Genomic DNA, 22,873 nt, shown 5'->3' with positions numbered 1-22,873 from the left:
TGCTGGCGCGGTGCGGCACGCGTGACTAGCTAGCGCGATGATCCACGCGCCATGCCGCGGGATGACTGAACGCGCGGAAGGATGATGTCATGACACCGGCCCTCGAATTCGGCCTCGATACCTTCGGCGATGTGACAACGGGGCCAGACGGCGTCCTGCTGTCCCATGCGGCGGTCATTCGCGATGTCGTGGCGGAAGGCGTCCTGGCCGACGAGGTTGGCGTCGATTTCTTCGGCATCGGCGAGCATCACCGCGAGGATTTCGCGGTCTCCACGCCGGAGATGGTTCTGGCGGCGATCGCGGCACGGACCAGCCGGATCAAGCTCGGCTCCGCCGTGACCGTGCTCTCTTCCGACGATCCGGTCCGCGTCTTCCAGCGCTTCGCGACGCTCGACGCCGTGGCGAAGGGGCGCGCCGAAATCATCCTTGGGCGCGGCTCCTTCACAGAATCCTTTCCGCTGTTCGGCTTCGAGCTCGACCAGTACCAGACGCTGTTCGAGGAGAAGCTCGATCTCTTCGCCGAGCTCATCGCAAGGAAGGCGGTGACGTGGAGCGGGACAACGCGTGCCTCGCTCACCGACCAGCGGGTTTTTCCGCCGATCGAGACGGGAACCCTCAAGACCTGGGTCGGTGTCGGCGGCAGCCCTGAATCCGTGGTTCGCGCGGCCAGATACGAATTGCCGATGATGCTGGCGATCATCGGCGGCGATCCCTTGCGCTTCAAACCCTATGTCGAGCTCTACAACCGCGCCTTCAGCCAGATGGGCCGGCCGGTCCAGCCCATCGGCGTGCACTCGCCCGGCTATGTCGCCGACAGCGACGCGCAGGCGCGGGAAGAGCTCTGGCCGGACTTCAAGCGCATGCGGGAAAGGATCGGTGCCGAGCGCGGCTGGGGGCCGATGAATCGCGCCGAGTTCGATCAGGAGGCCGATCGCGGCTCGCTCTATGTGGGGAGCCCAGAGACCGTGGCGCGGAAGATCGCGAACACGGTGAAAGCTCTCGGCGTTTCGCGCTTCCAGTTGAAATACAGCGCCGGCTCCCTGTCCCATGACCGGCTGATGCGCAGCATCGAGCTTTACGGCATGAAGGTCGTGCCGCTGGTGCGGGAACTCCTTGCCTGAGACGGCGCTGTCCACTTCCCCGCAGGCGCGCGGCGAGCCGTCCCGTCAGGGCTGCAGGCTTGTCCGTAACGAGGCCACGTCCTTGGCCGAGACGGCCGGCGCGGCATTGCCCCAGCTGTTTCGGACATAGGTGAGGACGGCGGCGACGTCCTGGTCGCTGAGGTTCCAGGCGAAAGAGGGCATGGCCGGTCCCGTCGATGCGGCTCTCGTGGTGCCGGCCCGGCTTCCCGCGAGCACGACGCGGATCAGCGTTGTCGGGTCGTCCGAGTTCACCAGCGGCGCTTGCGCCAGGCGCGGGAACAGCTTGGGCACGCCTGCTCCCGTCGAGACATGGCAGCCCATGCAGCGGTCGGCGAAGACCGCTTGTCCGGCCGCCATCAGCTTGTCGCTGGCGGGCAAGGGCGCTGGCGCCTTGGCCTCGCCGTTGCGACCCGCTTTGAGATAGACCGCCACGGCCTTCAGATCGGCCTCGCTCCAATGCTGCGAGGATTTCTCGACGACCTCGGCCATGGGGCCCGAGGCGATGTCGAAGCGATTGGCGCCGGTCTTCAGATACTGGACGATCTCACTTTCGCTCCAGGCGCCGATGCCCTTATGCGGGTCGGCGGTGATGTTGGGCGCGAACCAGCCCTGCAGCGTCGCGCCTTCCAAGAACTGGCCGTTCTTGTCGCCGCCGATCAGGTTCTTGGGCGTGTGGCAGGTGCCGCAATGGCCCAGCCCCTCGACGATATAGGCGCCGCGGTTCCAGTCGGGCGACTGCTTCGGATCGGGCTTGAACTCGCCTTGCGAGAAATTGAGCAGGTTCCAGCCGATCAGGCTGGCGCGGATGTTGAAGGGGAAGGGCAGCTGGTTCGGCTCGACCTTGTTCCTGGCCGGCTCCAGCGTCTGCAGATAGGCCCAGATCGCCGCGTTATCCGCAGCCGTCACCTTGGTGTAGGCGGTGAAGGGCATGGCGCCGTAAAGGTGATAGCCGCCCTTGCCGATGCCCTTCGACATCACGCTCTGGAAATCCTGGAGCGACAGGCGGCCGACCCCGGTCTCGGCATCGGGCGTGATGTTGGGGGCGACGAGATTGCCGAAGGGCGTCTGCAGCACGACGCCACCGGCAAAAGGCGGCAAGCCCGGCGCGGTATGGCAGGCGGCGCAGTCGCCCAGCGCGGCGAGGTAGCGCCCCTTCTCGACCTGCGCGAAGGCGGCGTCGCCGGTGACCTGTGCGCCGACCGGGATGGCGGCGACGATCAAGGCGGCAAAGGCGGCCCCAGTGAGCGGTTTGGCAATGGGCATCCTCATGCGCTCACCAAGGGGCCGGGATTCTTGAGATAGAGCCGGCGGATGGCGTCGGCTGCCTTGAAGGCGAGCGCACCGACGGTTCCCGTCGGGTTGTAGCCGGGGTTCTGCGGAAAGGCCGAGGCGCCGACCACGAACAGGTTGGGCACGTCCCAGCTCTGCAGGTATTTGTTGACCGCGCTCGTCTTGGGATCGGCGCCCATGACGAAGCCGCCGACCACATGCGAGGACTGGTAGGGGCCGGTGTTCCAGTGCCCGGTCATCGGATGCGGCACGAACTGGCGCGGGTTCATCGCCTTGGCGATGCCGGCGACCTTGTCGGTGCAGTATTGCGACATCTTCAGGTCGTTCTGCGAGAAGTCGAAGGTGATGCGCAGCAGCGGCCGCCCGAGCCGGTCGGTATAGGTCGGGTCGAGCGAGAGGTAGTTGGTGCGCGTCGTATAGCTCGAGGCCTCGCAGCCGATCGACATGGAGCTGAGGTAGTTCTTGACGGTCTGGCGCTTCCATTCCGAGCCCCAGAGCGGCGTGCCCGGCGGCGTCGGCCGGTAGCCGATGGGGGCTGCGCCGATCGGCGTGACGCGGATGCTGCCGCCGCCGAAGAAGCCCAGGCCGGAATGGTCGAAATTGTCGTTGTTGAAATCGTCGATCCCCATGCCGAGCGCGCCCGCGCCGATGAAGGGGTTGAAGTTCTTGTCGTCGAAGAAGAGCTGGACGCTGTTGGCGGTCTGGTAGGCGTAGTTGCGCCCGGTCGTGCCGGTCTGGGTTTCAGGGTCATAGGGTGTGCCGACGCCCGAGAGCAGCATCAACCGCACATTCTCGAAGGTGAAGGCGGTGACGATGACGAGATCGGCCGGCTGCTCCCATTCCTTGCCGGAGGTGTCGACATAGACGACGCCGGTGGCGCGCTTGCCGGTGGCGTCGAGCGTGACCCGCAGCACCTCGGAATTGGTCTGTGCCCGGAAATTGGATTTTCGCGTCAGCACCGGCAGGACGGTGGTGATCGCGCTCGCCTTGGAATAGTTGGCGCAGCCGTAATTGGTGCAGAAGCCGCAGAAGGTGCACGGCCCCATCGTGATGCCGAGGGGGTTCGTATAGGCCTCGGAGATCAGTGCCGAAGGCACCGGGAAGGGCTTGTAGCCGAGATCCTTGGCGGCCTGGGCGAACAGGGTCGGCCCATAGGGCTGGCGCATCGGGCCGGTCGGATACTCTTCAGAGCGCGGCCCCTCGAACGGATTGCCGCCCTCGCGGATCTGCCCCTTGAGGTTTCCGGCCCGGCCGGAAAGCCCGGCGAGCCGGTCGAACGCTGTGTAGAACGGCTCCATCTCGCTCCAGTCCGTGCCCCAATCTTGCAAAGTGAGCTCGCTGGGAATGGCGCCCGCGCCGTATTTCTCGGTGAGATAGGATTTGAGCCGGAATTCCTCCGGCTGGAAGCGGAAGGTGATGCCGGCCCAATGGTTGCCGGCGCCACCCGTGCCGTTGCCGGGATGGAACGAGCCCCAGCTGCGCATCGGCAGCGCCGTCTGGGACGGGTCGTTGCGGGCCGTGACGGTGTTCTGCGCGGTCTGGAGCATCAGCTCCTGGCGCTGGCTGTAGCGCAGCTCGTCGGGGGCCGATGCGATGTTGAAATCGCGCGCCGTCTCGCGCCAGGGACCGCGCTCGAAGGCGACGACCTCGAGCCCCTGGTCGGTCAATTCATTGGCGATGATCGATCCGGCCCAGCCGAGGCCGACCACGACCACATCCGTCGAGGGCAGTTTCCTGGCCATGGCTCAATCCTTCACGCGCCATTCGGACCGCCCGGCGATGCTGAGCGGGGGCAAATCGAGCTTCTGGTTATGCTTGTCGATGTAGTCGCGGTAATCGTAGCGGGCTCCGGGAAAGCCGAGCATCCTCCATGACGCCATCTCCTTGTTGCCGCCATAGATCGGGTCGGCGAAGAAGCCCTCCATGGTGTTCTGCAGGAGCTGCGCGAAGAAGGCCTTGGCGTCGATGTCCTTCAGCGTGATCGCACCGGTCTGAAGCTGCGTCAGGACCTGGTCGCGCTGCTCGGGCGGCAGATCGGCAAAAGCCTTCTGATAGGTCTCGCGGCAATGCGCCTGGAGGCCGGCGAGGCCCAGCCGGTAACGCTCGCGCGGGGCGAGCGGGAACTGGTCGCCCTGTTCGGGCGTGCCGGGCTGGAACGGCCCCTTCATGTAGAGCCGCTCGGAGGAGCCGTAGCTGCCGGCGAGCTGGCGGTCGATGAACTCGACGCAGCCCGCATCCCTGCCGCTGATGCTCAATTCGTCAGCCGGGATCAGGCGCTCGGTGATTGCGCTGAGGGCGCGAACCTCGTCGGGCGTCAGGACGTACCAGCGCCCCGAGCCCAGCGTCTGCGGCGGGCTGGCGTCGAAAGGCTTCCAGGGAGGGCTGCCTGCGATCGTCTCGCCAAGGCCTCGGCCTGTCGAACCAAGCAGCAGGGCAATCGCGGTCGAGGACAGGAACTGCCTGCGGTTCGGCTGTGGCACTCCAGATGCGCGCATGGTGAGCCTGCTCTTCGCTTGCGATCGAACGCTGCGACGCCCGAATATGCCACAGTTTGCACTGAGACCAATTCGACTGAGAGAGCCAATTGCGCGCCGCGCCATGCGCTGAGAGCATGACGCGTCAGGGATTTCCGGTTTTCCTACACTTTTATGCGTTGGCCAATGATGCCCCTGACGCTGAATTCAGCCCTGCAACAGCGCGAGCGGGATCGTGCTGAAGACCTCGGGCGGGCCGTTCTCGCGCAGGGCGAAAGTCTGGCCGACGCCGGCTGCGAGCCCCGTGCGTGTATCGGGGATCATGATGTGGACGAAGAAGACCATGTCGGCCTCCATCACCAACGGATTGCCGGAATAGATCATCGGCGGCACGTCCATCCAGGTCGGGCGATAGGTGCAGCCGAGCGCATAGCCGCAGGCCGAAAAGCGCTCCAGGCCGAAGCCGGCCGCGTCGAGCACCTTGCGGTGGATGTCGTCGAGCGTGCCGAGTTCGCGCCCGGGACGCGCGGCGTCGAGCACCTGACGCATCGCCTCGCAGGCGACCTCGTGCTGCGCCTGCTGGCGCGGGTCGAGCTGGCCCAGCACCAAAGTGTGCTCGATGCAGACATTGTAGCGGCAATAGGAGGCGCCGAGCTCGATCATGAGCTGGTCGGTCTCCTCCAGCATGCGCGGCCCGGCGACGCCGCGGCCATAGAGCGCGCGCGGACCGGAATTCACCAAAGGGCCGCCGGCCGGCATGTCGCCGCCGCCCTCCAGCATTGCCGCGACGCCGGCTGCAGTCGGCACGCTGTCGAGCACGCCGGGCCTTGCCTTCCCGGCCATGGCGAGCACGGCTGCGTCGGCAAGCTCGCCGGCGCGGCGGATATAGGCGAGCTCGGCCGGGGATTTGACCAGCCGCTGCCGGCGCACGATGTCGGAGCCGTCGACGACCTCGGCGAAACCGCTGAGCGCCGCCTCGACCTCGCGGCTATTGGCGCCGGTCAGGCCATAGGTCGCGAATTCAACGCCGATGTGCGAACCCTTCAGGCCGAGTTCCTCCAGGATCGCCTTCATCTCGAAGGCCGGCCGCGCCCCCTCGGCGTTGAGCCAGATCCTGATGTCGTCATAGAGCGAGGCGACCTGGGCCTGGCGCAGATCGGGCCGGCGGGTCAGCAGGACAGTAGGACGCTCGTCGGCGGTGATGATCCCGACCTGGAAGAAGACATAGCCGGCCGTGTCGAAGCCGGTGAGGTAGTAGTGGCTCTCCTGCGCGAAGACGAGCAGCGCCGAGAGGTTGCGCCGCTTCAGCTCCGCGCGCGTGGCGGCGAGCCGGGCATCGTGTTCGGCCTTCTCGAAGCGCAAGGTGATGGCCCGGCCGCTGCCGGTGGTGGCGGAGATCTCTTTCATCACCGTGTCTTGCATCACCAAGTCCTGCATCACCTTGTCCTGTCTCAAGGATGGATCGGGGGCGGCATCGCCTCGAGCAGCGCGCGCGTATAGGGGTGGCGCTTCTGCGCATCGAAATCGGCAGCCTCGAACAGATCGACGAGGTCGCCGCGATAGACCACGGCGATGCGGTGGGCGAGCTGGCGGACGAGATTCAGATCATGCGTGATGAACAGGCATGAGGCTTTCGATTCCGCCTGGAGATCGACGAGCAGGCGCGCCACCGCGGCCTGCACGGAGACGTCGAGCGAGGAGGTGATCTCGTCGCAGATCACCAGTTTCGGCCTCGCCGCGAAGGCGCGCGCGATCGCGACACGCTGCTTCTCGCCGCCGGACAATTGATGCGGGTAGCGCCCGGCGAAATCGGCCGGCAGCCTGACCTGCGCCAGCAACTCGGCGACGCGCGCCTCAATGCCGCTGCCCCTAGCGAGGCCATAGAGCTTCAGGGGGCGCGCGATGATCTCGCCGACGCGTTGACGCGGGTTGAGGGAGGCGTCCGGGTTCTGGAAGATGATCTGCGCCGCGCGCCGGTAGCTGCGGCTGATCGCGCTGCGCTCCTGGACGACATGATCGTCGAAACTGATCGTACCGTTGAAATCGGCGATGCCGGCGATGGCCCGCGCGATGGTCGATTTGCCGGAACCGGATTCGCCTACGATGCCAAGGATCTCGCCTTCGCGGACATCGATATCGATCTTGCGCGCGCCTTCGACGGCGGCCTCGCCACGCCCCATCAGCTTTTGCAGCAGGGAGCGGCCGCCATAGCGTACGGTCAGGTCCTGCGTCGCAAGCACGGTCGGGGCCGCAATGTCGGGCGCCGGGCCGGAGAGCCTGATGTCGGGGCGCGGCGCCGCCGCAATCAGCGCGCGGGTGTAGTCGTGCTGCGGATTGCGGAAGAGCGTCGCGGTCGCACCGCGCTCGACGATCTCGCCGCGATGGATCACAGCCACGTCATGGGCGATGCGCGAGACCAGCGCGAGGTCATGCGAGATATAGAGCGCGGCGACCCCGGTATCCTCCTGAAGCGTCTGGAAGATGTCGAGGATCTGGCGCGAGGTGATGGTGTCGAGCGCCGTCGTCGGCTCGTCGAACAGGATGCATTCGGGGTCGCAGGCGAAGGCGGTCGCGATCACGACGCGCTGCTTCTCGCCGCCCGAAGCCTCATGCGGATAGCGCTTCATCATCGCCGCCGGACGGGTGATGCCGGTGCGCGCGAGCAAAGCCTCGCCCTCGCTGAAGGCCTGCGCCTTGCTCATCTTGCGGTGGCGGATCAGGGTCTCGGCAAGCTGTTCGCCCAGCGTCAGCGTCGGGTTCAGCGAGGTGCTCGGGTCCTGGAACACCATGCCGATGCGCGCCCCGCGAATATCGGCGATCTGGCTTTTTGAGGTGGCGCGCAGGCTCTCGCCGGCCAGCAGCAGGTCGCCGCCGAGTTCGCGCGCATTGCGCGGCAGATAGCGCATGATCGCCCAGGCGAGCGAGGTCTTGCCAGAACCGGACTCGCCGACCAGGCCGAGCGTCTTGCCGCGCGGAATGCTGATGTCGATGGATTTCAGCGCCTGGACCAGGCCGCCCGGCGTCTCATAGGCCAGCGAATAAGCGCGCGCCTCCAGGGCAGGGCGGGCGTCGGGGCGCGCGGAGGCAATGGCTGTGTTCTGCGTCACGCCGTCACCGCCGCCCGCGCGGGTCGGTGAGATCGCGCAAGGCGTCCCCGAGCAGGTTGAAGCCGAGCGCCGCGAGCGCGATGGCGACGCCGGGCGCCGCGACGCAGATCGGGTTGCGGAACATGTATTGCCGCGCCTCGGCGATCATCAGGCCCCATTCGGTCGAGGGTGGCTGGGCGCCGAGCCCGAGGAAGCCCAGCGTCGCCCCGAGCATGATCGCGAAGGAGACCCGGATCGTCGCCTCGACGATGATCGGGGCGATGGTGTTGGGCATGATCTCGCAGGCGATGACATAGGCGGGGGACTCGCCGCGCGCCTGCGCCGCCAGCACGAATTCGCGGGTGCGCACCGAAAGCACCGTGCTGCGCGCGATCCGCGCCAGCCCCGGCATGAAGGCGATGGCGACCGCGAGCATGGCGTGGCCCGAGCCGCCGCCCAGCACCGTGACGATCAGCAAGGTGAAGAGCAGGTCCGGCACGGCGAGCAGCCCGTCGAGCAGGCGCATGATCAGGCTGTCGACAGCACCCCCGATCGCTCCCGCGATCAGGCCGATCGCGCCGCCGGCTGCAACGCCGGCCATGGTCGCGCCAAGCCCGAACAGGATGGTCGAGCGGGCGCCAGTGAGAATGCGCGAGAGGATATCGCGGCCGAACTGGTCCGTGCCGAGCCAGTACGCGACTGAGGGCCCCTGGAGCCGCGACAGCGGGTGGAATTGCTGAGGGTCATAGGGCGCGATCAGCGGGCCGAAGATCGTCATCACGGCGATGATCGCCAGAAGCACGGCGCCTGCCAGCCCCGTCGGATGTCGCAGCAGCTCACGCATAGCGCACCCGCGGGTCGAGCCTGGCGATGACGATATCGGAGACGAGGTTGGAGAGTGCGTAGGTGAAGGCGAGCACCAGCGTCGCCGCCTGGATCACCGGCAGGTCGCGGTTCTGCAGCGCGTAGATGATCAGTCGCCCCAGTCCCGGCCAGGCGAAAACCTCCTCGACCACGAGAATGCCGCCGAGCAGATAGCCGATATCGAGCGAGATCACCGCAACCGCTGGCGCCATGGCGTTGCGCAGCGCATGGCGCAGCACGACCGAGCGCTCGGACAGACCTTTCAGGCGCGCGGCGCGGATATAGTCGCTCGACAGAACGTCGGACATCTCACTGCGCACCTGCCGGGCGATGTGTGCGGTCAGGATCAGGGAGAGCGTCGCTGCGGGCAGGACGACATGCGACAGCGCCGCCCCGATGCCTTCCGAAAGCGGCGCGAAGCCGCCGGCCGGGAGGAACCCGCGATCGGGGCCGGCGAGGAAAACCAGGAGCAGGGTCGCCGTGACGAATTCGGGCACCGCCGTCCCGACATAGGCGAAGAGGCCGATGACGAGATCGACGATCGTGCCGCGCTTCAGCGCGGCCAGAATGCCGAGCGGAATGGCGATCAGGGTCACGGTTGCAAGTGAGGCCAAAGCGAGCGCCGCCGAGCGCCAGAACGCTTCGCCGATCAATGCCGCAACCGGCTGCGACAGGCGCATCGAGACGCCCCAGTCGCCACTCAGCATGCCGGAGAACCAGCGCCAGTACTGGATATACCAGGGCTGATCGAGGCCGAGCTTCAACTCCAGCGCCTGCAGCTGCGCGGGCGTGGCGTATTCGCCCAGGATCATCACTGCCGCGTTGCCGGGCAGGATCTGCGTGATCGAGAACACGGTCAGCGAGACGATCAGCAGAACGATGAGGATCGCGGCGAGCCGTCTGAGAAGATACGCCGCGCTCATGGCCGCATCACGCCTTGTCGAGCCAGACGTTCTCGACGAAGAAATAGCGCGCGAGCGGGTGGCCGACCCAGTTTTTCACATAGGAGCGGTTGGCCGTCAGCACATCCTGGAAGAAGGGGATGATGCTGGGCACGTCGCGCACCATCAGCGCCTGGGCCTCAGCGTAGATCTTGCGGCGCTCGGCGTCGTCGATCGTGGCGCGGCCCTTGGCGACGAGCGCATCGAATTCCTTGCTGTTCCAGGCGGTGTCGGCGAAGGCGGCGTCGGTCGTGAACAGCAGGGTGAAGGCCTGGTCCTCGGTCGATTGCATGCCCCAATAGCCGATATAGAACTGCCCCTTCATCCAGACATTGGCGAGATAGGTGTCGTGCGGCATGGTCTGCACGTCGATGTCGAAGCCGGCGGGCTTGGCCATTTCCTTGATCGCGATGCCGACCTGCGAGCGGATTGCCGGCCGGTTCGAGCAGATCAGCGGGATCTTGAGCCCGTTCGGGTAGCCGGCTTCCGCGAGCAGCTTTTTGGCTGCGGTGGGGTCGTATTTCGGCGCCGTTGTCTCGAGCAGGTAGCGATAGCCGGGCGAGATGACATTGTCGCCGGCGGGCCGGCCGTAGCCCTCCAGGATGATGTCGACCAGCGTGGGTCGATCGACCGCCATCGCCATTGCCCGGCGCACGCGGACATCGTCGAAGGGCTTCTGGTCCTGCCGCATCACGACATTGACGAAGCGCCCCGACGGTGTGCGCACGCCGACGCTGCCGGGCGCGGTCGAGATGCGCTTGAAGTCGGCCTGCTGCACCTCGAGCATCGCATCGACGGCACCCGAGAGATAGTTCTGCGTCTCGGCCGCGAGATCGGGGAAGAGATGCATCTCGACCGCGTCGAGATGGGGCTTGCCGGGCTGATGATAGGCCGGGTTCTTCACCAGCTTCAGCATGCGGGCGCTGTCGAAGCTCTCCTGCTTGAACGGGCCGGTGCCGTTGGCCTTGGTGTCGAGCGCAGTCAGCGGGCCTTTCAGCGTCTCGGCCGAGACAATCCGCGCATTGGCATGGGCGAGCGAGATCGGCAGGTCGGCATAAGACGAGTTGAGCGTGAATTTCACCGTCAGCGGATCGACCGCCGCGACGTCGCCGATCATGCTCAGCACCGTGCGGGCGGGCGAGGCGCTCTTGGGGTCCTGGATCGTCTTGATCGTGGCGACGACGTCCTCGGCGGTGAAGGGCTTGCCGTCATGGAAGCTGACGTTCGGCCTGAGCTTGAAGATGAAGCTCTTCGCATCGGCGTCGGCGCTCCATTCGAGCGCGAGATCGGGCTGCGCCCGCATGTCGGGGCCCATCCGGGTCAGGCCGGAATAGAGCATGTCGACAGCGAGATACTCGGCCGGGCCGGAGATCTGCAGCACGTTCAGCGAGGCGACGCGGGTCGGATGGCTGATCTTCAGCGTGCCACCGCTCTTGGGCGTGCCACCGGTCTTGGGAGCGCCTTGCGCGTAGGAGAGATCGGGCAGGGCGGTCGCTGCGGCGAGGCCCGCGAGAGCGCTGCGGCGTGTGATCGGAAGCTGCGTCATGGGTCTTCCCCTCAGAGGACTTCGGTGAGAGCGTCGGGCAGGCCGGTCAGGATCTCGGGCGCGCCCTCGGTGACGAGCAGTGTATGGCCGACGCCCATGGCGTAGCCGGTGTCGCTGTCGCCGATCATGACGTGGTAGAACAGTGTCATGCCGGGCTGGCAGATGGTCGGATTGCCGGAATAGATCATCGGCGGCACATCCATGCTGGTCGGCGCCCAGGTGCAGCCGACCGAGTAGCCCGTCGCGCCGAAACGGTGCGCCGCGAAACCGCCCTTGTCGAGGCCGTCGGCATGGACGTCGAAGATCTCGCCCAGGGTGGTGCCGGGCCGCGCGATCTCGGTCATGCGGTCCATCGTGGTCCGCGCCGTCTCGTACATGTGCTTCTGCTGGTCGCTGGCGCGGCCCATCAGGATCGTCCACTCGGTCTTGCAGCAATAGCGGCGATAGGCGACCGGGTATTCGACGATGATCTGATCGATGGGCTCCAGCCGGCGCGGCATGGAGACGCCGCGGCCATAGACCGCGCGCTGGCCGGAATTGAACAAAGGCGCATTGGGCGGCATGTCGCCGCCACCTTCGAGCACGACCTTGAGATAGGCCGCCGTCAGCGAGGAATCCATCACGCCGGGCCTGGCGGTCTCGATCACCACTTCGAGCGATGTGTCGAGCAGCTTGCCGGCCAGGCGCATGTAGTCGATCTCGGCCGGCGATTTCACCAGGCGCAATTTGCGGATCAGGTGGTCGTCATTGTCGAGCTTGCAGAAGCCGTCGAGCGTCTTCTGCAGCCGCCAGAGATTCCAGCCGGTCAGGCCATGGGTGTTGAGCTCGACGGCGATGTTGGCGCCTTTGAGCCCGAGCTCTTCGAGGATGCCCTTGAGATCGCGCGCCGGATTGGCGTCCTCGGCGTCCCACCAGATCCGGATGTCCTCCATCGTCGAGGTCTGGCGCGCCTGGAGCAGGTCGGGGCGGCGCGTCAGCAGCACGATGGGGCGCTCGTCGGCCGTCACCACCGAGCACTGGAAGAAGACCGAGCCGCCGGTGTCGTAGCCGGTCAGCCAATAATGGCTCTCCTGGGCGAAGACGAGCATGGCGTCGAAGCCGCGCGCCTTCAGGGTCTGCCGCAGGCGGCCCTGGCGCTCGAGGTGTTCCTCACGCGAAAAAGGCAAGGTGGGGGCGCCGGTAAATGCCATATCCGTCTCCGCCGCAAGATCGTCAGGGCAAGATAGTCAGAGGTCACCGATGAAGCTTGCTTGCAGTCACGCTACGAGGTGGTATACCACTCGTCAACCATTGGAATGCACAGAGCTTGGACACATCTGCACAGAAAGCGGTCTCGGCCGCCAATCGCTCCCGCAAAACCGCCAAGGCACAGGAATCCGCCGGCGCCTTCGCCGAGCCGGAGAAAAGCCTGGCCGCCCAGGCCTATGAGGCCGTGCTCGACATGATCATGTCGGGGGAGGCCAAGCCCGGCGCCTTCTTCACCGAACGCAGGCTGGCCGAACAGCTCGCCATGTCGCGCACGCCGCTGCGCGATGCGCTGCTGATCCTGGAGAGCGAGGGGCTGATCGTGCGCCTGGGTGCGCGCGGCGTGCAGGTCGCGACCATGCGCATCGAGGAGTTCGCCGAGAATCTCGGCGTGCGCCGCCTGCTCGAGCCGGAAGCCGCGCGCATCGCCGCCGGCCGTGTCGCGCCGGATCTGCTGGCGACGCTGCGAGGGCGTTTCGAGGCGCTGCTGACCCATTCGCAAGCCGGCGAAACGCCTGATCGCACCGAGGTCCGTGGCGCCGACGACATGCTGCACAGCGCCATAGCCGATGCGGCCGGCAATTCCAGGCTTGCCGCGATCGTGCGCAATCTGCGCCGGCAGACATTGATGTTCGACCTGCGCAGCCTGCCCGAACGCTTCACCGATACCTGCCGCGAACATCTCGCAATCGTCCAAGCGCTCGACGAGGGCGAGGGCGAGGAGGCGGCGCAAGCGATGCGCGACCATCTCGATGCCGTGCGCGCCAGCATCGTCGCGCGATTGGCGCGCCTGTGACAGCTCTGCAATCGGGACTGCCATCGCTGCCGCCCGAGCCCGATATCGCGCTTGCGCAGCGGCTATTCGATGAGCTGAGCGCCAGGACAGGCGGTGTTGGAGGCATCACGCGCGCCTCCTACGGTCCCGGCGAGGCGATCGCCCATGACATCATCGCGCGCGAGGCCGGGCGTCTTGGGCTAGCGCTGCGGCGCGATCCGGCGCTCAACCTCTATGCGACCTTGCGCGGCAGCACGCGAGAGCCCGCGATCATGATCGGCTCGCATCTCGACTCCGTGCCGAATGGCGGCAATTTCGACGGCGCCGCCGGCGTCCTCGCCGGCCTTGCCGTCGTCGCCGGGATCGTCCGGGCGGGAATAGAGCCGCCGCGGGACATCGTCCTGGTCGTAATCCGGGCCGAGGAAAGTGCCTGGTTCAATGCCTCCTATATAGGCAGCCGCGCCGCGTTCGGAGCGCTCGCGGTGGCTGAGCTCGATCAGGTCAGGCGCAGCGACGACGATCGCAGCCTGGGGGACCACATGCTGGAGGCCGGTGCGGATCTCGACGCTTTGCGCGTGGGAGAGGGCGTCCTCGCCCCTGCGGAGATCGGGGCTTTCATCGAGCCGCATATCGAGCAGGGACCTGTCCTGCTGGCGCAGGGAGCGCCGGTTGCGATCGTCACCGGCATCCGGGGCTCGGCGCGGTTTCGCCATGTCGTCTGCCGGGGCGAATATGCCCATTCCGGCGCCACGCCGCGCGCCTTACGACGGGATGCCGCCTTGGCCGCAGCCGAGCTCACGCTCAGGCTCGATCAGCTCTGGCGCGATCTGGAAGCCGAGGGCGAAGACCTCACGATCACCGTCGGGCAATTTGCGACCGATCCGGCCGAGCACGCCTTCAGCAAGGTCGCCGGGCGCGTGGACCTTTCGATCGACCTGCGCAGCCGCTCACCCGCCTTGCTGGCGCGCGCGCCCGATCTGATGCGCGACATCGCGATGCAGATTGCTCGGCAGCGCGGCGTCTCGATCGATCTTGGGCCGCTTTCGGGCACCGAGCCTGCCTCGATGGATCAGCGCCTCGCCATGCGCCTGACAGGAATGGCCGAGGCGGAGGGGCTCGCCGTTCCGCAGATGGCCTGCGGAGCCGGCCATGACGCGGCGATCTTCGCCAATCACGGCGTGCCGACCGCGATGATCTTCATCCGCAACGCGCATGGCAGCCATAATCCGCGTGAATCGATGGAGATTCAGGATCTCGCTGTTGCAGCGCGCATCCTGATGCGGTTTTGCCTTGAACCGGGCAGCATCAGTGCATGACAATTGCCGAGGCTCCCAGCCGGACGTCGTGTGGCGTGGTGTGGCCGGTAGGTATTGCGAGAAACGAATGACGATCGAGACCTTGCCCCGTCCCCGCCTGCTGCGCTGCGGAGACGCTGCCATCTCGGTCGAATTCGGGGATGCGATCGATCCTGCCATCAATGCGCGCGTGCTGGCGCTCGATGCGGCGCTCGCTGCCGAGCCGCAGCCCGGCCTGCTCGAGACCGTGCCGACCTATCGCTCGCTCCTGATCCATCTCGACCCGCTCCACATCGATGTCCCGGCCTTGTCGGAGCGCATTCTCGCTCTCAGCGAGAAGCCGGTCGCGGCAGGCGGCAAGGTGCGGCGCTGGCGCGTGCCGGTCGTCTATGGCGGCGATTTCGGCATGGACCTTGATGATCTTGCGGCGCGCCATGGCATCAGCGGGGAGACGCTGGTCGCGCGCCACGCGGCCGCGACCTATGTCGTCGCGATGATCGGCTTCATGCCGGGCTTTGCCTATCTCAGCGGGCTCGACCCGGCGCTCGCCACCCCGCGCCGGCTCGAGCCGCGCATGAAGACGCCGGCGCAGTCGGTCTCCATCGGCGGGGCGCAGGGCGCCATCTCCACCGTCGAGGGGCCGAGCGGCTGGCATATGCTCGGCCGAACGCCGGCACGCGGCTTCATGCCGGGGCGAGATCCGGTCTTCACTTACGCGCCGGGCGATGAAATTCGCTTCGAGCGGATTGCTCCCGATGAATGGGCCGGGCTCGATGCGCTGGCAGCTTCCGGAGCCCCCGTCGCCCGCTGCGAGGCGCCATGAGCGCGCTCGTCGTCAAGGCCTGTGGTCCCGCGACCTCGATCCAGGATCGCGGCCGCTTCGGCTATCAGCGCTTCGGCGTCTCGCCGGCGGGCGCGATGGATCGTTTTCATCTGGCTGCGGCTAACCTGCTCGTGGCGGCCGAGGCCGGGGCCGCGGCGCTGGAACTCGGCCCGGGCGGAGTCCGTTTGACGGCCGAGGGCGACATCACGATCGCGCTTGCCGGTCCGGCCTGCACGCTGGAGGTGGAGGGCCGCCAGATCGCCCCCTTCACGGCGGTGCGCGTCACTGACGGCGGCACGGTCTTGGCGCGCCCCGCGCCGGGCGCAGCCTACGCCTATCTCGGGGTCGAGGGTGGCATCGCGACTGCGCCGGACATGGGCAGCCAATCGATGCATCGCCGCTCCGGCATCGGGGGCGGGCCGCTCACGGTCGGCGCCCGCATTCCGGCAACTGGGGGAGGGGCGACGCTATACTGCCTGCCGGAGCTTCCGGGCGGGGAGATGGGGCCGATCCGCATCCTGCCCGGCCCGCAGGACGATCATTTCAGCGACGAGGCTTTGGCGATCCTGACCGGCGCCGGTTACCGCCTCAGCGGGCAGGCCGACCGGATGGGCGTGCGCCTGGACGGGCCGACGCTGCCCCATCGCGGCGGCTACAACATCGTCTCGGACGGCATCGTCGACGGCTCGATCCAGGTGCCGGGCGACGGCCGGCCGATCGTGCTGCTGCGCGACCGCCAGACCACTGGCGGCTACCCCAAGATCGCGACCATCATCAGCGCCGATATCGGCCGCTTCGCGCAGATTCCGCCGGGTGAACCCGTGCGTTTCGAGATCGTGACCTTCGAGCAGGCAATCGAGGCGGCGCGCCGGCTTCAGACGCTGGTCGATGGGCTGGTCTCCGCGCTCGCCCCAGTGGCCGCGCCACTGACGAGCGAAAGGCTGCTCGGGCTCAACCTGATCGGCGGCGTCACCAGCGCGACGGAAGCGGTCGGCGTTTGAGGGTCAGGATGCGGTGTAGCGCGCCACCGTCACGCCCGCCGCTTCGAGTTGGTTGCGCAGCTTGCGGGCAAGCGCGACGGCATGGGGATTGTCGCCATGCACGCAGATCGAATCGATGCCGACCTTGAGCGTCTTGCCGGTCACCGACACCACCGCGCCGGCATCGAGCATGCGCATGACATGTCGGCACGCCTCCTCGGGATCGTGGATCACCGCGCCGGGCTTGGCGCGATCCGTCAGGTTGAAGCTGTCATCATAGGTCCGGTCGGCATAGATCTCCCGGAAATAGGCCAGGCCGAGCTTTTCGGCCGCCCGTTCCGTCGCCATCCCCGGCATCACCAGGAAGAGCGCGTCGGGGTCGGCTGCCTTGATGCCGCGCGCGACGGCGAGCGCCAGCGCGTCGTCGTCATTGCAGATGTTGCCGAGCGCGCCATGCGTCTTCACATGGGTCATCGGATAGCCTGTCAATGCCGCGACGGCCTTGAACGCGCCGACCTGATAGGCGACGAGGTTCTCGACCTCCCGCTCGGTCAGGCCGGGCAGGCGGCGTCGGCCGAAGCCGATCAGATCGGCAAAGCCGGGATGGGCGCCGATCGCGACATGCTTGTCGCGCGCGAGCTCGGCGGTTTTGCGCATGATCTCGGGATCGCCGGCATGAAAACCGCATGCGACATTGGCCGTGGTGACGATGTCGAACATCGCCGCATCGTCTCCCATGGTCCAGGGACCGAAGCTTTCGCCGACATCCGCGTTGAGATCTATGTTCATTCGAGATCCTGAAGCGTTGAAACCGACCCCTTGGAACCGCAGGGCCAGTGGCATGGGCCGCAAGGCGGCTGGCCTGGGGACGTTCTAGTGGAGCGCGCGGCCAGCTGCCAGCCTGTGCCACGAGACGGCCGTGATCCAGCTCTGGCATCGATGCCCGCGAATTGAGGCCGGGAATCTTAGGATTTATTCAACTTTGAAGGCAGATGCTCTCCGGGAGGCTTCGACAGGAGCCATAGTTATCTGAGCTGGGTTGAACCCGGCTCTGAGCCGGGTGTGTCCTATGTCCAGAAGCACAAATCATGGCGCTGAGGCAGAACGGCTCCCAAAAGATAAGGATACGATGAATGCCCAATTGGTAGCGGCGCTCTACGCCACGCCCGGGCCTATTCTTATCGGTTCGATCACGGTTACCCTCGTCATGCTGGGAGCGGGCCTGCTCGCCGGCCATGATCCCGTATTCTATGGCCTGGCCGTCCTGATGGCTTGCCTCGGATTATTCCGGTTCGCTTCCCACAGACTCTATGAGCGGGCTCAAGCCGTAGCTGGCGCAGCGTTCGATGCGGCCCGTTTCGAGCGCTTTGCGATGATCGGGGCTTGGGGAACGGCCGCTCTTATTGCCGGATTCAGCTGCTACGCCCTGTGGCGCTATCCGAGCCAGCCGGTTGCCGTTCTGGCGATCGCGCAATCGATCGGTTATCTGGCGGGGATATCGGGGCGCAACACCTCGCGCCCCCTGATCACGAAGATCCAGGTCCTGATCTCCGGTGCGCCCTTCACCTATGCCTTGGCTGCGACCTTGGAGCCGGCCTATATCCTGATCGCGCTGACGGTCGCGCTGACGACGATTTTGACCTTCTCCAGCACGCAGATCATTCACGAAATGTTCGTGTCCCGCCATCGCACGATGGAGGAGCTCGAGATCCTGGCCAATCGCGATACGCTGACGAATCTGGACAACCGGCGCTCGATTCTGCTCAAGATCGAGAACCAGCTGGCACGCAAGCAAGATACCGCGCTCCTCTCCATCGATGTCGATGATTTCAAGAGCATCAACGACACCTATGGGCATGATGTCGGGGACGCTTTGCTGCTCTCGATCAGCGAGACCCTGGCGTCTTGCCTTGGCTCTGGCGATATCGCCGCGCGGATGGGGGGCGACGAGTTCATGGTCGCCACGTCGCGCGGGAGCACTGAGGCGGTCGAGCTCGCGCGCCGCATCCTGATGCGGATCGGTTCCCAGAGGCGGATTAAGGGGCGCAGCATCGCCGCGACCGTCAGCGTCGGCGTCGTCGTTGCCGAGGCTGGCCTGGCTGTCGAACAGGCCCTCAAGCGCGCCGACATCGCGCTCTACAAGGCCAAGTCGGATGGCCGGAACCATCTGGTCGTCTATACGCCGGAGCTGAGCGTCGAGCACGATGAGCACCTGGCCTTCGAGGTCGATCTACGGGACGCGCTCCGCGCCGGGCAATTCCAGCTCGTCTACCAGCCGATCTACAACCCGCGCTCGGGCAGCGTCACGCTGGTCGAGGCGCTGCTGCGCTGGGATCATCCGCGGCGCGGGGTGGTCAGCCCCGCGACCTTCGTTCCCGTGGCCGAGCGCACCGGGTTGATCAAGGTGCTGGGCACATGGGCGATCGAAACCGCAGTGCGCGCCGCCCTGGCCTGGCCGCGCAATGTCGGCGTCAGCGTCAACGTCTCCGCGCGGCAGTTCGAGAGCGATCACGACCTCGTCGCGATCGTCGCCGCCATCCTGCGCAAATCGGGCCTGCCGCCGCGCCGTCTGACGCTCGAGATCACCGAATCGACGCTCATCGAGGACGCGCCGCACATCATCGAGAGCTTGAAAAAGCTGCGAGCCATGGGCGTCAGGATCGCGCTCGACGATTTCGGGACCGGATATTCGTCCCTGAGCTATCTGGCCAAGCTGCCGATCGACATCATCAAGATCGACAAGAGCTTCAGCCATGAGATCGATTCGTCGGTCAAGGTGAACGCGCTGATGACCGCGATCACCGACCTGGCTCATAAGCTTGGGTTGTCGATCATCGTCGAAGGCATCGAGACGGCGGCGCAGCTTGCCGTGATGCGCCAATTCAGCTTGCATGGGATACAGGGATACATTCTCGCGAAACCGATGTCCGACGAGGCTTTGCTCGCCATTATCAAGGATCGCGTGGCCTCCGACAGGATGAGCCTTGTCGGGAACCTCACGGCGCCTGCTGCGGTTGCCGTGAGGAAGCGGCCAGAAGTTGCTTGAGCGCGTCCCCGCGGTAATAGAGCCGGAACGAGAGCGGGGCGCCATGCAGAGGCCGAACTATCCAAGCGGCAAAGACCTGCTTGGCGCCGATTCGGTGTCGCGCGACGATCTCGACGATATCTTCGCGCGCGCCGAGCGCTTCCTGGCGGAAGAGACTGAAGAGGATGCGCCTGGCGACCAGCCGGCCCGGCTTCATCTCATGAGGCGGCGGCCAAAGGTGATCGCGACCCTGTTCGACCAGCGCAGCACGCGGACGCGGCTGGGCTTTCAGGCCGCGGCCTTGCGCCTTGGGCATCAATCGCTCGACGTCTACGATACCGATCGCAGCCGGATGGGCAGCGCGACAGGGGAAACGCTCGACGATCATATCCGCACCGTGGAGGCCTATAGCGACCTGATCGTGGTGCGCTCGCATACCGAGAGCCTGCCGTATCAGATCGGGCGACTGAGCTACCTGCCGGTCGTCAATGCCGGCAACGGCGCCGACGAGCACCCGACCCAGGCTTTGATCGATCTCTTCGCCATCCACAAATTGCGCGGGGACGTCAAAGACCTGTCGATTGCCTTGTCGAGCGATACGCGTGCGCGCTTTGCCCTGTCCTTCGTCAAAATGCTGCGCCTCTCGCCGCCCCGGCGTTTCACGCTTTGCTCCCTGCCGGACGTGCCGATCAACCCGCCGATGCGCGAAGCGATCGCGCTGCTGGCGAGCCTGGGCTGCAAGGTCTCCTTCGTTCATGACGTCAGGGACACCCTGGACCATGACGTCTTGATCATTCAGATGCAGGACATGAGTCGCTTCGCGCACGCGTCTCTGGGCAGCGAGGCCATCGACAAGGAAGCCGAGACCGAACCCTTCACGCTGACCGCCAAGAAAATCCTCGATGCGAAATCCGACACCCTGATCCTGAACCCCCTGCCGCGCTTCTCCGAGCTCGACGTGTCATGCGACGCGCTGCCGAATGCGGGTTATTTTCGACAGGTCAAATTGTCCTTGCCGGTGAGGATGGCCATCCTGGAGCGAATGCTTCTGGGTATTCCATGGACTGGTTGAAGCGCCGTTTCCTGGTATTCTCGGGTTGGATGCTGGCCTATTTCCTGGCCTATATCGCTGTCGCGATAGCCATTCGCTATCTCTCGCATTCCTTCCGCATCGTCGAGATCGCGGCGATCCGCTCCGCCGGCTCACTCATCCTTGCCGGATTCTTCGTCTTCAGAAGCAAAGCAGCCCTGCACCAACTGGCTGGCATGCAGTTCGGCTATCACGTCCAGCGCAGCCTGATTCACCTGATCGGGTCGTTGGCGTTGATCTGGAGCCTGGCCAATCTTCCCCTGGGCTTCATCGCGACGATCGAGTTCTCGGGGCCTCTCTTCGCGGCGATGCTGGGCCTCGTCGTCGCGGGCTTGATCCCGGGGGCCGTCGCTTGCCTGGGACTGTCGCTTATCGCCGTCGGCAGCGCCTATCTGCTGTTCTCGCAGGGCGTGTCGCATGATCCACGCCTGCTGATCCCGGTCGGTGCAGTCGCCCTGCTGACGATCACGAATTTGATGCTGGCCCGGCTGGCCGAGAGCAAGAGCGTTGTCCTGATCGTGTTCGTCATGCATGCCGTGCAGCTACCGGTTTATCTCTGTGCGCTCTTCATCGGCCTCGACGTGGGGGGAGCTACTCTGCCGCGCGACGTCCATATCGAGGACGTGCTCGGCGTTTCGCTGGCGGTTGCTGTGCTGATGCTTGCCGGCTTCGTCACGCAGACGGCGCTGGCGAATGCGTCGCGTCATGGCTCCGCACTGCAACTCTGCGCCGCCGATACGCTGCGCGTGCCGTTCCTGACGCTCATCGGCTATGTCGTCTTCAAGGAGATGCTGAGCGAGAGCATCGTCCTGCCCGGATTGCTCGTCGTGGCGGGAGCGATCATCACCAGCCTGCCGCACCCGCGCGCTCGAAGCCAGGCGAGCTAGAGGCCGTTGGCACGCGCGCAAGAGTGAGCCGCCGCCATGTCACATTCTTGACATGGCGCCGCCGCCGCCGTCATGGTGCGCCCGTTCCCAGGGGGGCCTCGCTAGGAGGCTGAGATTCCGCCCGCTCGAACCCGTTTCGAGCAACGCGGTGACCCTCCGAACCTGATCCGGCTCATACCGGCGTAGGGATGCGGGACATAGGGCGGCAAGTCGCTCCTTTTCCATGCTCGCGCCATTGGCCGGACAGCGGGTCGCAGATCGGAAACGTGCCGGATTGCGCCTTGATGTCTGGGAAGGTGTGCATGGACGTGACGGAAGCGCAGATCATTGCGGCCCTGCTCGAGTTCTTCGACAGGGAACAAGCGACGGACGAGGATTTCGACCGGCTGGCGCTGCGCATCTTCGCCTACCAGTTCGAGAACAATCAGCCCTATCGCCGCTTCGCCGCGGCGCGAGGCAGGACGCCGCTTGCCGTCCGGAGCTGGCGCGACATTCCCGCTGTTCCGATCGACGCTTTCAAGGATCTGACGCTGAGCTGCCGCCCCACGGAGGGGATCGAGCACGTCTTCATGACGAGCGGCACGACCCGTGGCGGGCAGCGAGGACGCAGCTATCACCCGACGCTGGCTGTCTATGACCGTTCGATGATCCTGAATTTCCGGCAGCGCTTCATGCAAGGCTTGGACAGGATGCAGGGGCAGGATCGGATCCGCATGGGCATTCTGTTCCCCGACGAGCAGGCGATGCCGAATTCCTCGCTGGCGCATTATCTTGCTTTGGCGCGGCGCGAATGCGGGACGCCCGACAGCGAAGGCTTCATCGACGAGGCAGGCCTCGCCACCGCGCGCCTGCTTGCGGCCATGGCGCATGCCGAGGCGAGGGGCGAGCCCTATGCGCTGCTGGGCGCCAGCTACAGCTTCGTGCATCTGCTCGACGAATTGCAGCGGCAGGGCCGGCGCTTTGCGCTGCCGCCGGGCAGCCGGATCCTCGACACTGGCGGCTTCAAGGGGCAGTCGCGCGAATTGGCGGCGGACGAGTTCTACGACGCGCTCTCGGCTGGGCTCGGCGTGCCCCGGGAGCGCTGCATCAACATGTACGGCATGACCGAGCTCAGCACTCAATTTTACGATTGGGGCAATGAGACCTGCCCGCCGGTGAAGTCGGGCCCGCACTGGATCCGCAGCCGGGTGGTGAACCCGTTGACGGGTCAGGATGTGCCCGCAGGCGAGACCGGCGTGCTGGTCCATCACGATCTCGCCCATTTCAACTCGGTCTCGGCGATCCTGACCGAGGATGCCGGCATCATCGTCCCCGGCGGTTTCCGCCTGCTGGGTCGCGTCGACGGCGCCGATTCCAAGGGCTGCTCCGTGGCGGTCGAGGAATTCCTGAAAGCGGCTCGTGGCTGAGGTG

The 22,873-nt window shown here is 66.0% G+C and carries 19 protein-coding genes and 1 riboswitch; of the genes, 9 read left to right on the top strand and 10 right to left on the bottom strand.

What is annotated here, in order from left to right; genetic code table 11:
- Positions 1-89: 89 nt before the first annotated feature.
- Positions 90-1,121 carry an LLM class flavin-dependent oxidoreductase gene (locus tag J2Y55_RS08770; RefSeq protein WP_310150824.1) on the top strand — a complete coding sequence of 344 codons (1,032 nt, stop codon included), beginning with the start codon at positions 90-92 and terminating at the stop codon, positions 1,119-1,121.
- Between the two features lie 45 nt (positions 1,122-1,166).
- Here J2Y55_RS08770 and J2Y55_RS08765 read toward each other — a convergent pair whose 3' ends face one another.
- The 9 genes from J2Y55_RS08765 to J2Y55_RS08725 form a co-directional block, all read right to left on the bottom strand.
- A complete protein-coding gene (locus J2Y55_RS08765) occupies positions 1,167-2,405 on the bottom strand; it encodes a c-type cytochrome (protein WP_310150821.1) in 1,239 nt (412 codons plus the stop codon).
- Between the two features lie 2 nt (positions 2,406-2,407).
- The gene (locus J2Y55_RS08760) at positions 2,408-4,174 is read right to left on the bottom strand and encodes a GMC family oxidoreductase (RefSeq protein ID WP_310150819.1); all 1,767 of its coding nucleotides are present in this window, start codon (positions 4,172-4,174) and stop codon (positions 2,408-2,410) included.
- Between the two features lie 3 nt (positions 4,175-4,177).
- Positions 4,178-4,927 (bottom strand): gluconate 2-dehydrogenase subunit 3 family protein, encoded by a 750-nt coding sequence (locus J2Y55_RS08755; protein WP_310150817.1) that lies wholly within the window; start codon positions 4,925-4,927, stop codon positions 4,178-4,180.
- Positions 4,928-5,113: 186 nt separating this feature from the next.
- Positions 5,114-6,313 (bottom strand): M24 family metallopeptidase, encoded by a 1,200-nt coding sequence (locus J2Y55_RS08750; RefSeq protein ID WP_310150815.1) that lies wholly within the window; start codon positions 6,311-6,313, stop codon positions 5,114-5,116.
- 44 nt (positions 6,314-6,357) lie between these two features.
- Positions 6,358-8,013: an ABC transporter ATP-binding protein gene (locus J2Y55_RS08745; RefSeq protein WP_310150811.1), complete on the bottom strand. Its 1,656-nt coding sequence runs from the start codon at positions 8,011-8,013 to the stop codon at positions 6,358-6,360.
- Positions 8,014-8,017: 4 nt separating this feature from the next.
- Positions 8,018-8,836: an ABC transporter permease gene (locus J2Y55_RS08740; RefSeq protein WP_310150809.1), complete on the bottom strand. Its 819-nt coding sequence runs from the start codon at positions 8,834-8,836 to the stop codon at positions 8,018-8,020.
- The gene (locus tag J2Y55_RS08735) at positions 8,829-9,779 is read right to left on the bottom strand and encodes an ABC transporter permease (RefSeq protein ID WP_310150807.1); all 951 of its coding nucleotides are present in this window, start codon (positions 9,777-9,779) and stop codon (positions 8,829-8,831) included. Before J2Y55_RS08735 ends, J2Y55_RS08740 begins: the two co-directional genes overlap by 8 nt.
- A gap of 7 nt (positions 9,780-9,786) precedes the next feature.
- Positions 9,787-11,343 carry an ABC transporter substrate-binding protein gene (locus J2Y55_RS08730; protein WP_310150804.1) on the bottom strand — a complete coding sequence of 519 codons (1,557 nt, stop codon included), beginning with the start codon at positions 11,341-11,343 and terminating at the stop codon, positions 9,787-9,789.
- 11 nt (positions 11,344-11,354) lie between these two features.
- A complete protein-coding gene (locus J2Y55_RS08725; protein ID WP_310150801.1) occupies positions 11,355-12,533 on the bottom strand; it encodes a M24 family metallopeptidase in 1,179 nt (392 codons plus the stop codon).
- A gap of 116 nt (positions 12,534-12,649) precedes the next feature.
- Between J2Y55_RS08725 and J2Y55_RS08720 the strand changes: the two genes are divergently transcribed.
- The 4 genes from J2Y55_RS08720 (at position 12,650) to J2Y55_RS08705 (ending at position 16,482) form a co-directional block, all read left to right on the top strand.
- On the top strand, positions 12,650-13,384 hold the full coding sequence (locus tag J2Y55_RS08720; protein ID WP_310150799.1) for a GntR family transcriptional regulator: 735 nt from the start codon (positions 12,650-12,652) through the stop codon (positions 13,382-13,384).
- Positions 13,381-14,679 (top strand): Zn-dependent hydrolase, encoded by a 1,299-nt coding sequence (locus J2Y55_RS08715; RefSeq protein WP_310150797.1) that lies wholly within the window; start codon positions 13,381-13,383, stop codon positions 14,677-14,679. The genes J2Y55_RS08720 and J2Y55_RS08715 overlap by 4 nt, the downstream gene beginning before the upstream one ends.
- Before the next feature lie 67 nt (positions 14,680-14,746).
- Complete coding sequence (locus tag J2Y55_RS08710; protein ID WP_310150796.1) at positions 14,747-15,481, top strand: 5-oxoprolinase subunit B family protein; 735 nt, start codon at positions 14,747-14,749, stop codon at positions 15,479-15,481.
- Positions 15,478-16,482 (top strand): 5-oxoprolinase subunit C family protein, encoded by a 1,005-nt coding sequence (locus J2Y55_RS08705; protein ID WP_310150794.1) that lies wholly within the window; start codon positions 15,478-15,480, stop codon positions 16,480-16,482. Before J2Y55_RS08710 ends, J2Y55_RS08705 begins: the two co-directional genes overlap by 4 nt.
- Positions 16,483-16,485: 3 nt before the next feature.
- On the opposite strand, the gene J2Y55_RS08700 is transcribed toward J2Y55_RS08705, so the two are convergent.
- Entirely contained in the window at positions 16,486-17,250 is a 765-nt protein-coding gene (locus J2Y55_RS08700; protein WP_310150791.1) for a LamB/YcsF family protein, read from the bottom strand.
- A gap of 340 nt (positions 17,251-17,590) precedes the next feature.
- On the opposite strand from J2Y55_RS08700, the gene J2Y55_RS08695 reads away from it, so the two are divergent.
- The 4 genes from J2Y55_RS08695 to J2Y55_RS08680 all read left to right on the top strand — a co-directional run bounded on the left by J2Y55_RS08695 (position 17,591) and on the right by J2Y55_RS08680 (position 22,869).
- Positions 17,591-19,507, top strand: coding sequence for a putative bifunctional diguanylate cyclase/phosphodiesterase (locus J2Y55_RS08695; RefSeq protein ID WP_310150789.1), 1,917 nt, complete (start codon positions 17,591-17,593; stop codon positions 19,505-19,507).
- A 43-nt stretch (positions 19,508-19,550) separates the two neighbouring features.
- Positions 19,551-20,558 carry an aspartate/ornithine carbamoyltransferase family protein gene (locus tag J2Y55_RS08690; protein WP_310150787.1) on the top strand — a complete coding sequence of 336 codons (1,008 nt, stop codon included), beginning with the start codon at positions 19,551-19,553 and terminating at the stop codon, positions 20,556-20,558.
- Positions 20,546-21,463, top strand: a complete 918-nt coding sequence (locus tag J2Y55_RS08685; RefSeq protein WP_310150785.1) for a DMT family transporter — start codon at positions 20,546-20,548, stop codon at positions 21,461-21,463. Before J2Y55_RS08690 ends, J2Y55_RS08685 begins: the two co-directional genes overlap by 13 nt.
- 79 nt (positions 21,464-21,542) lie before the next feature.
- Positions 21,543-21,672: riboswitch (TPP riboswitch) on the top strand.
- Positions 21,673-21,765: 93 nt separating this feature from the next.
- Complete coding sequence (locus J2Y55_RS08680; RefSeq protein WP_310150784.1) at positions 21,766-22,869, top strand: LuxE/PaaK family acyltransferase; 1,104 nt, start codon at positions 21,766-21,768, stop codon at positions 22,867-22,869.
- Positions 22,870-22,873 lie beyond the last annotated feature (4 nt).

This window comes from Allobosea sp. BE125 (assembly GCF_031456075.1).
In the GTDB taxonomy this organism is placed as follows: domain Bacteria; phylum Pseudomonadota; class Alphaproteobacteria; order Rhizobiales; family Beijerinckiaceae; genus Allobosea.
Note: the sequence above shows the minus strand (reverse complement) of the source record. Positions and strands in the feature narration are given on the sequence as shown.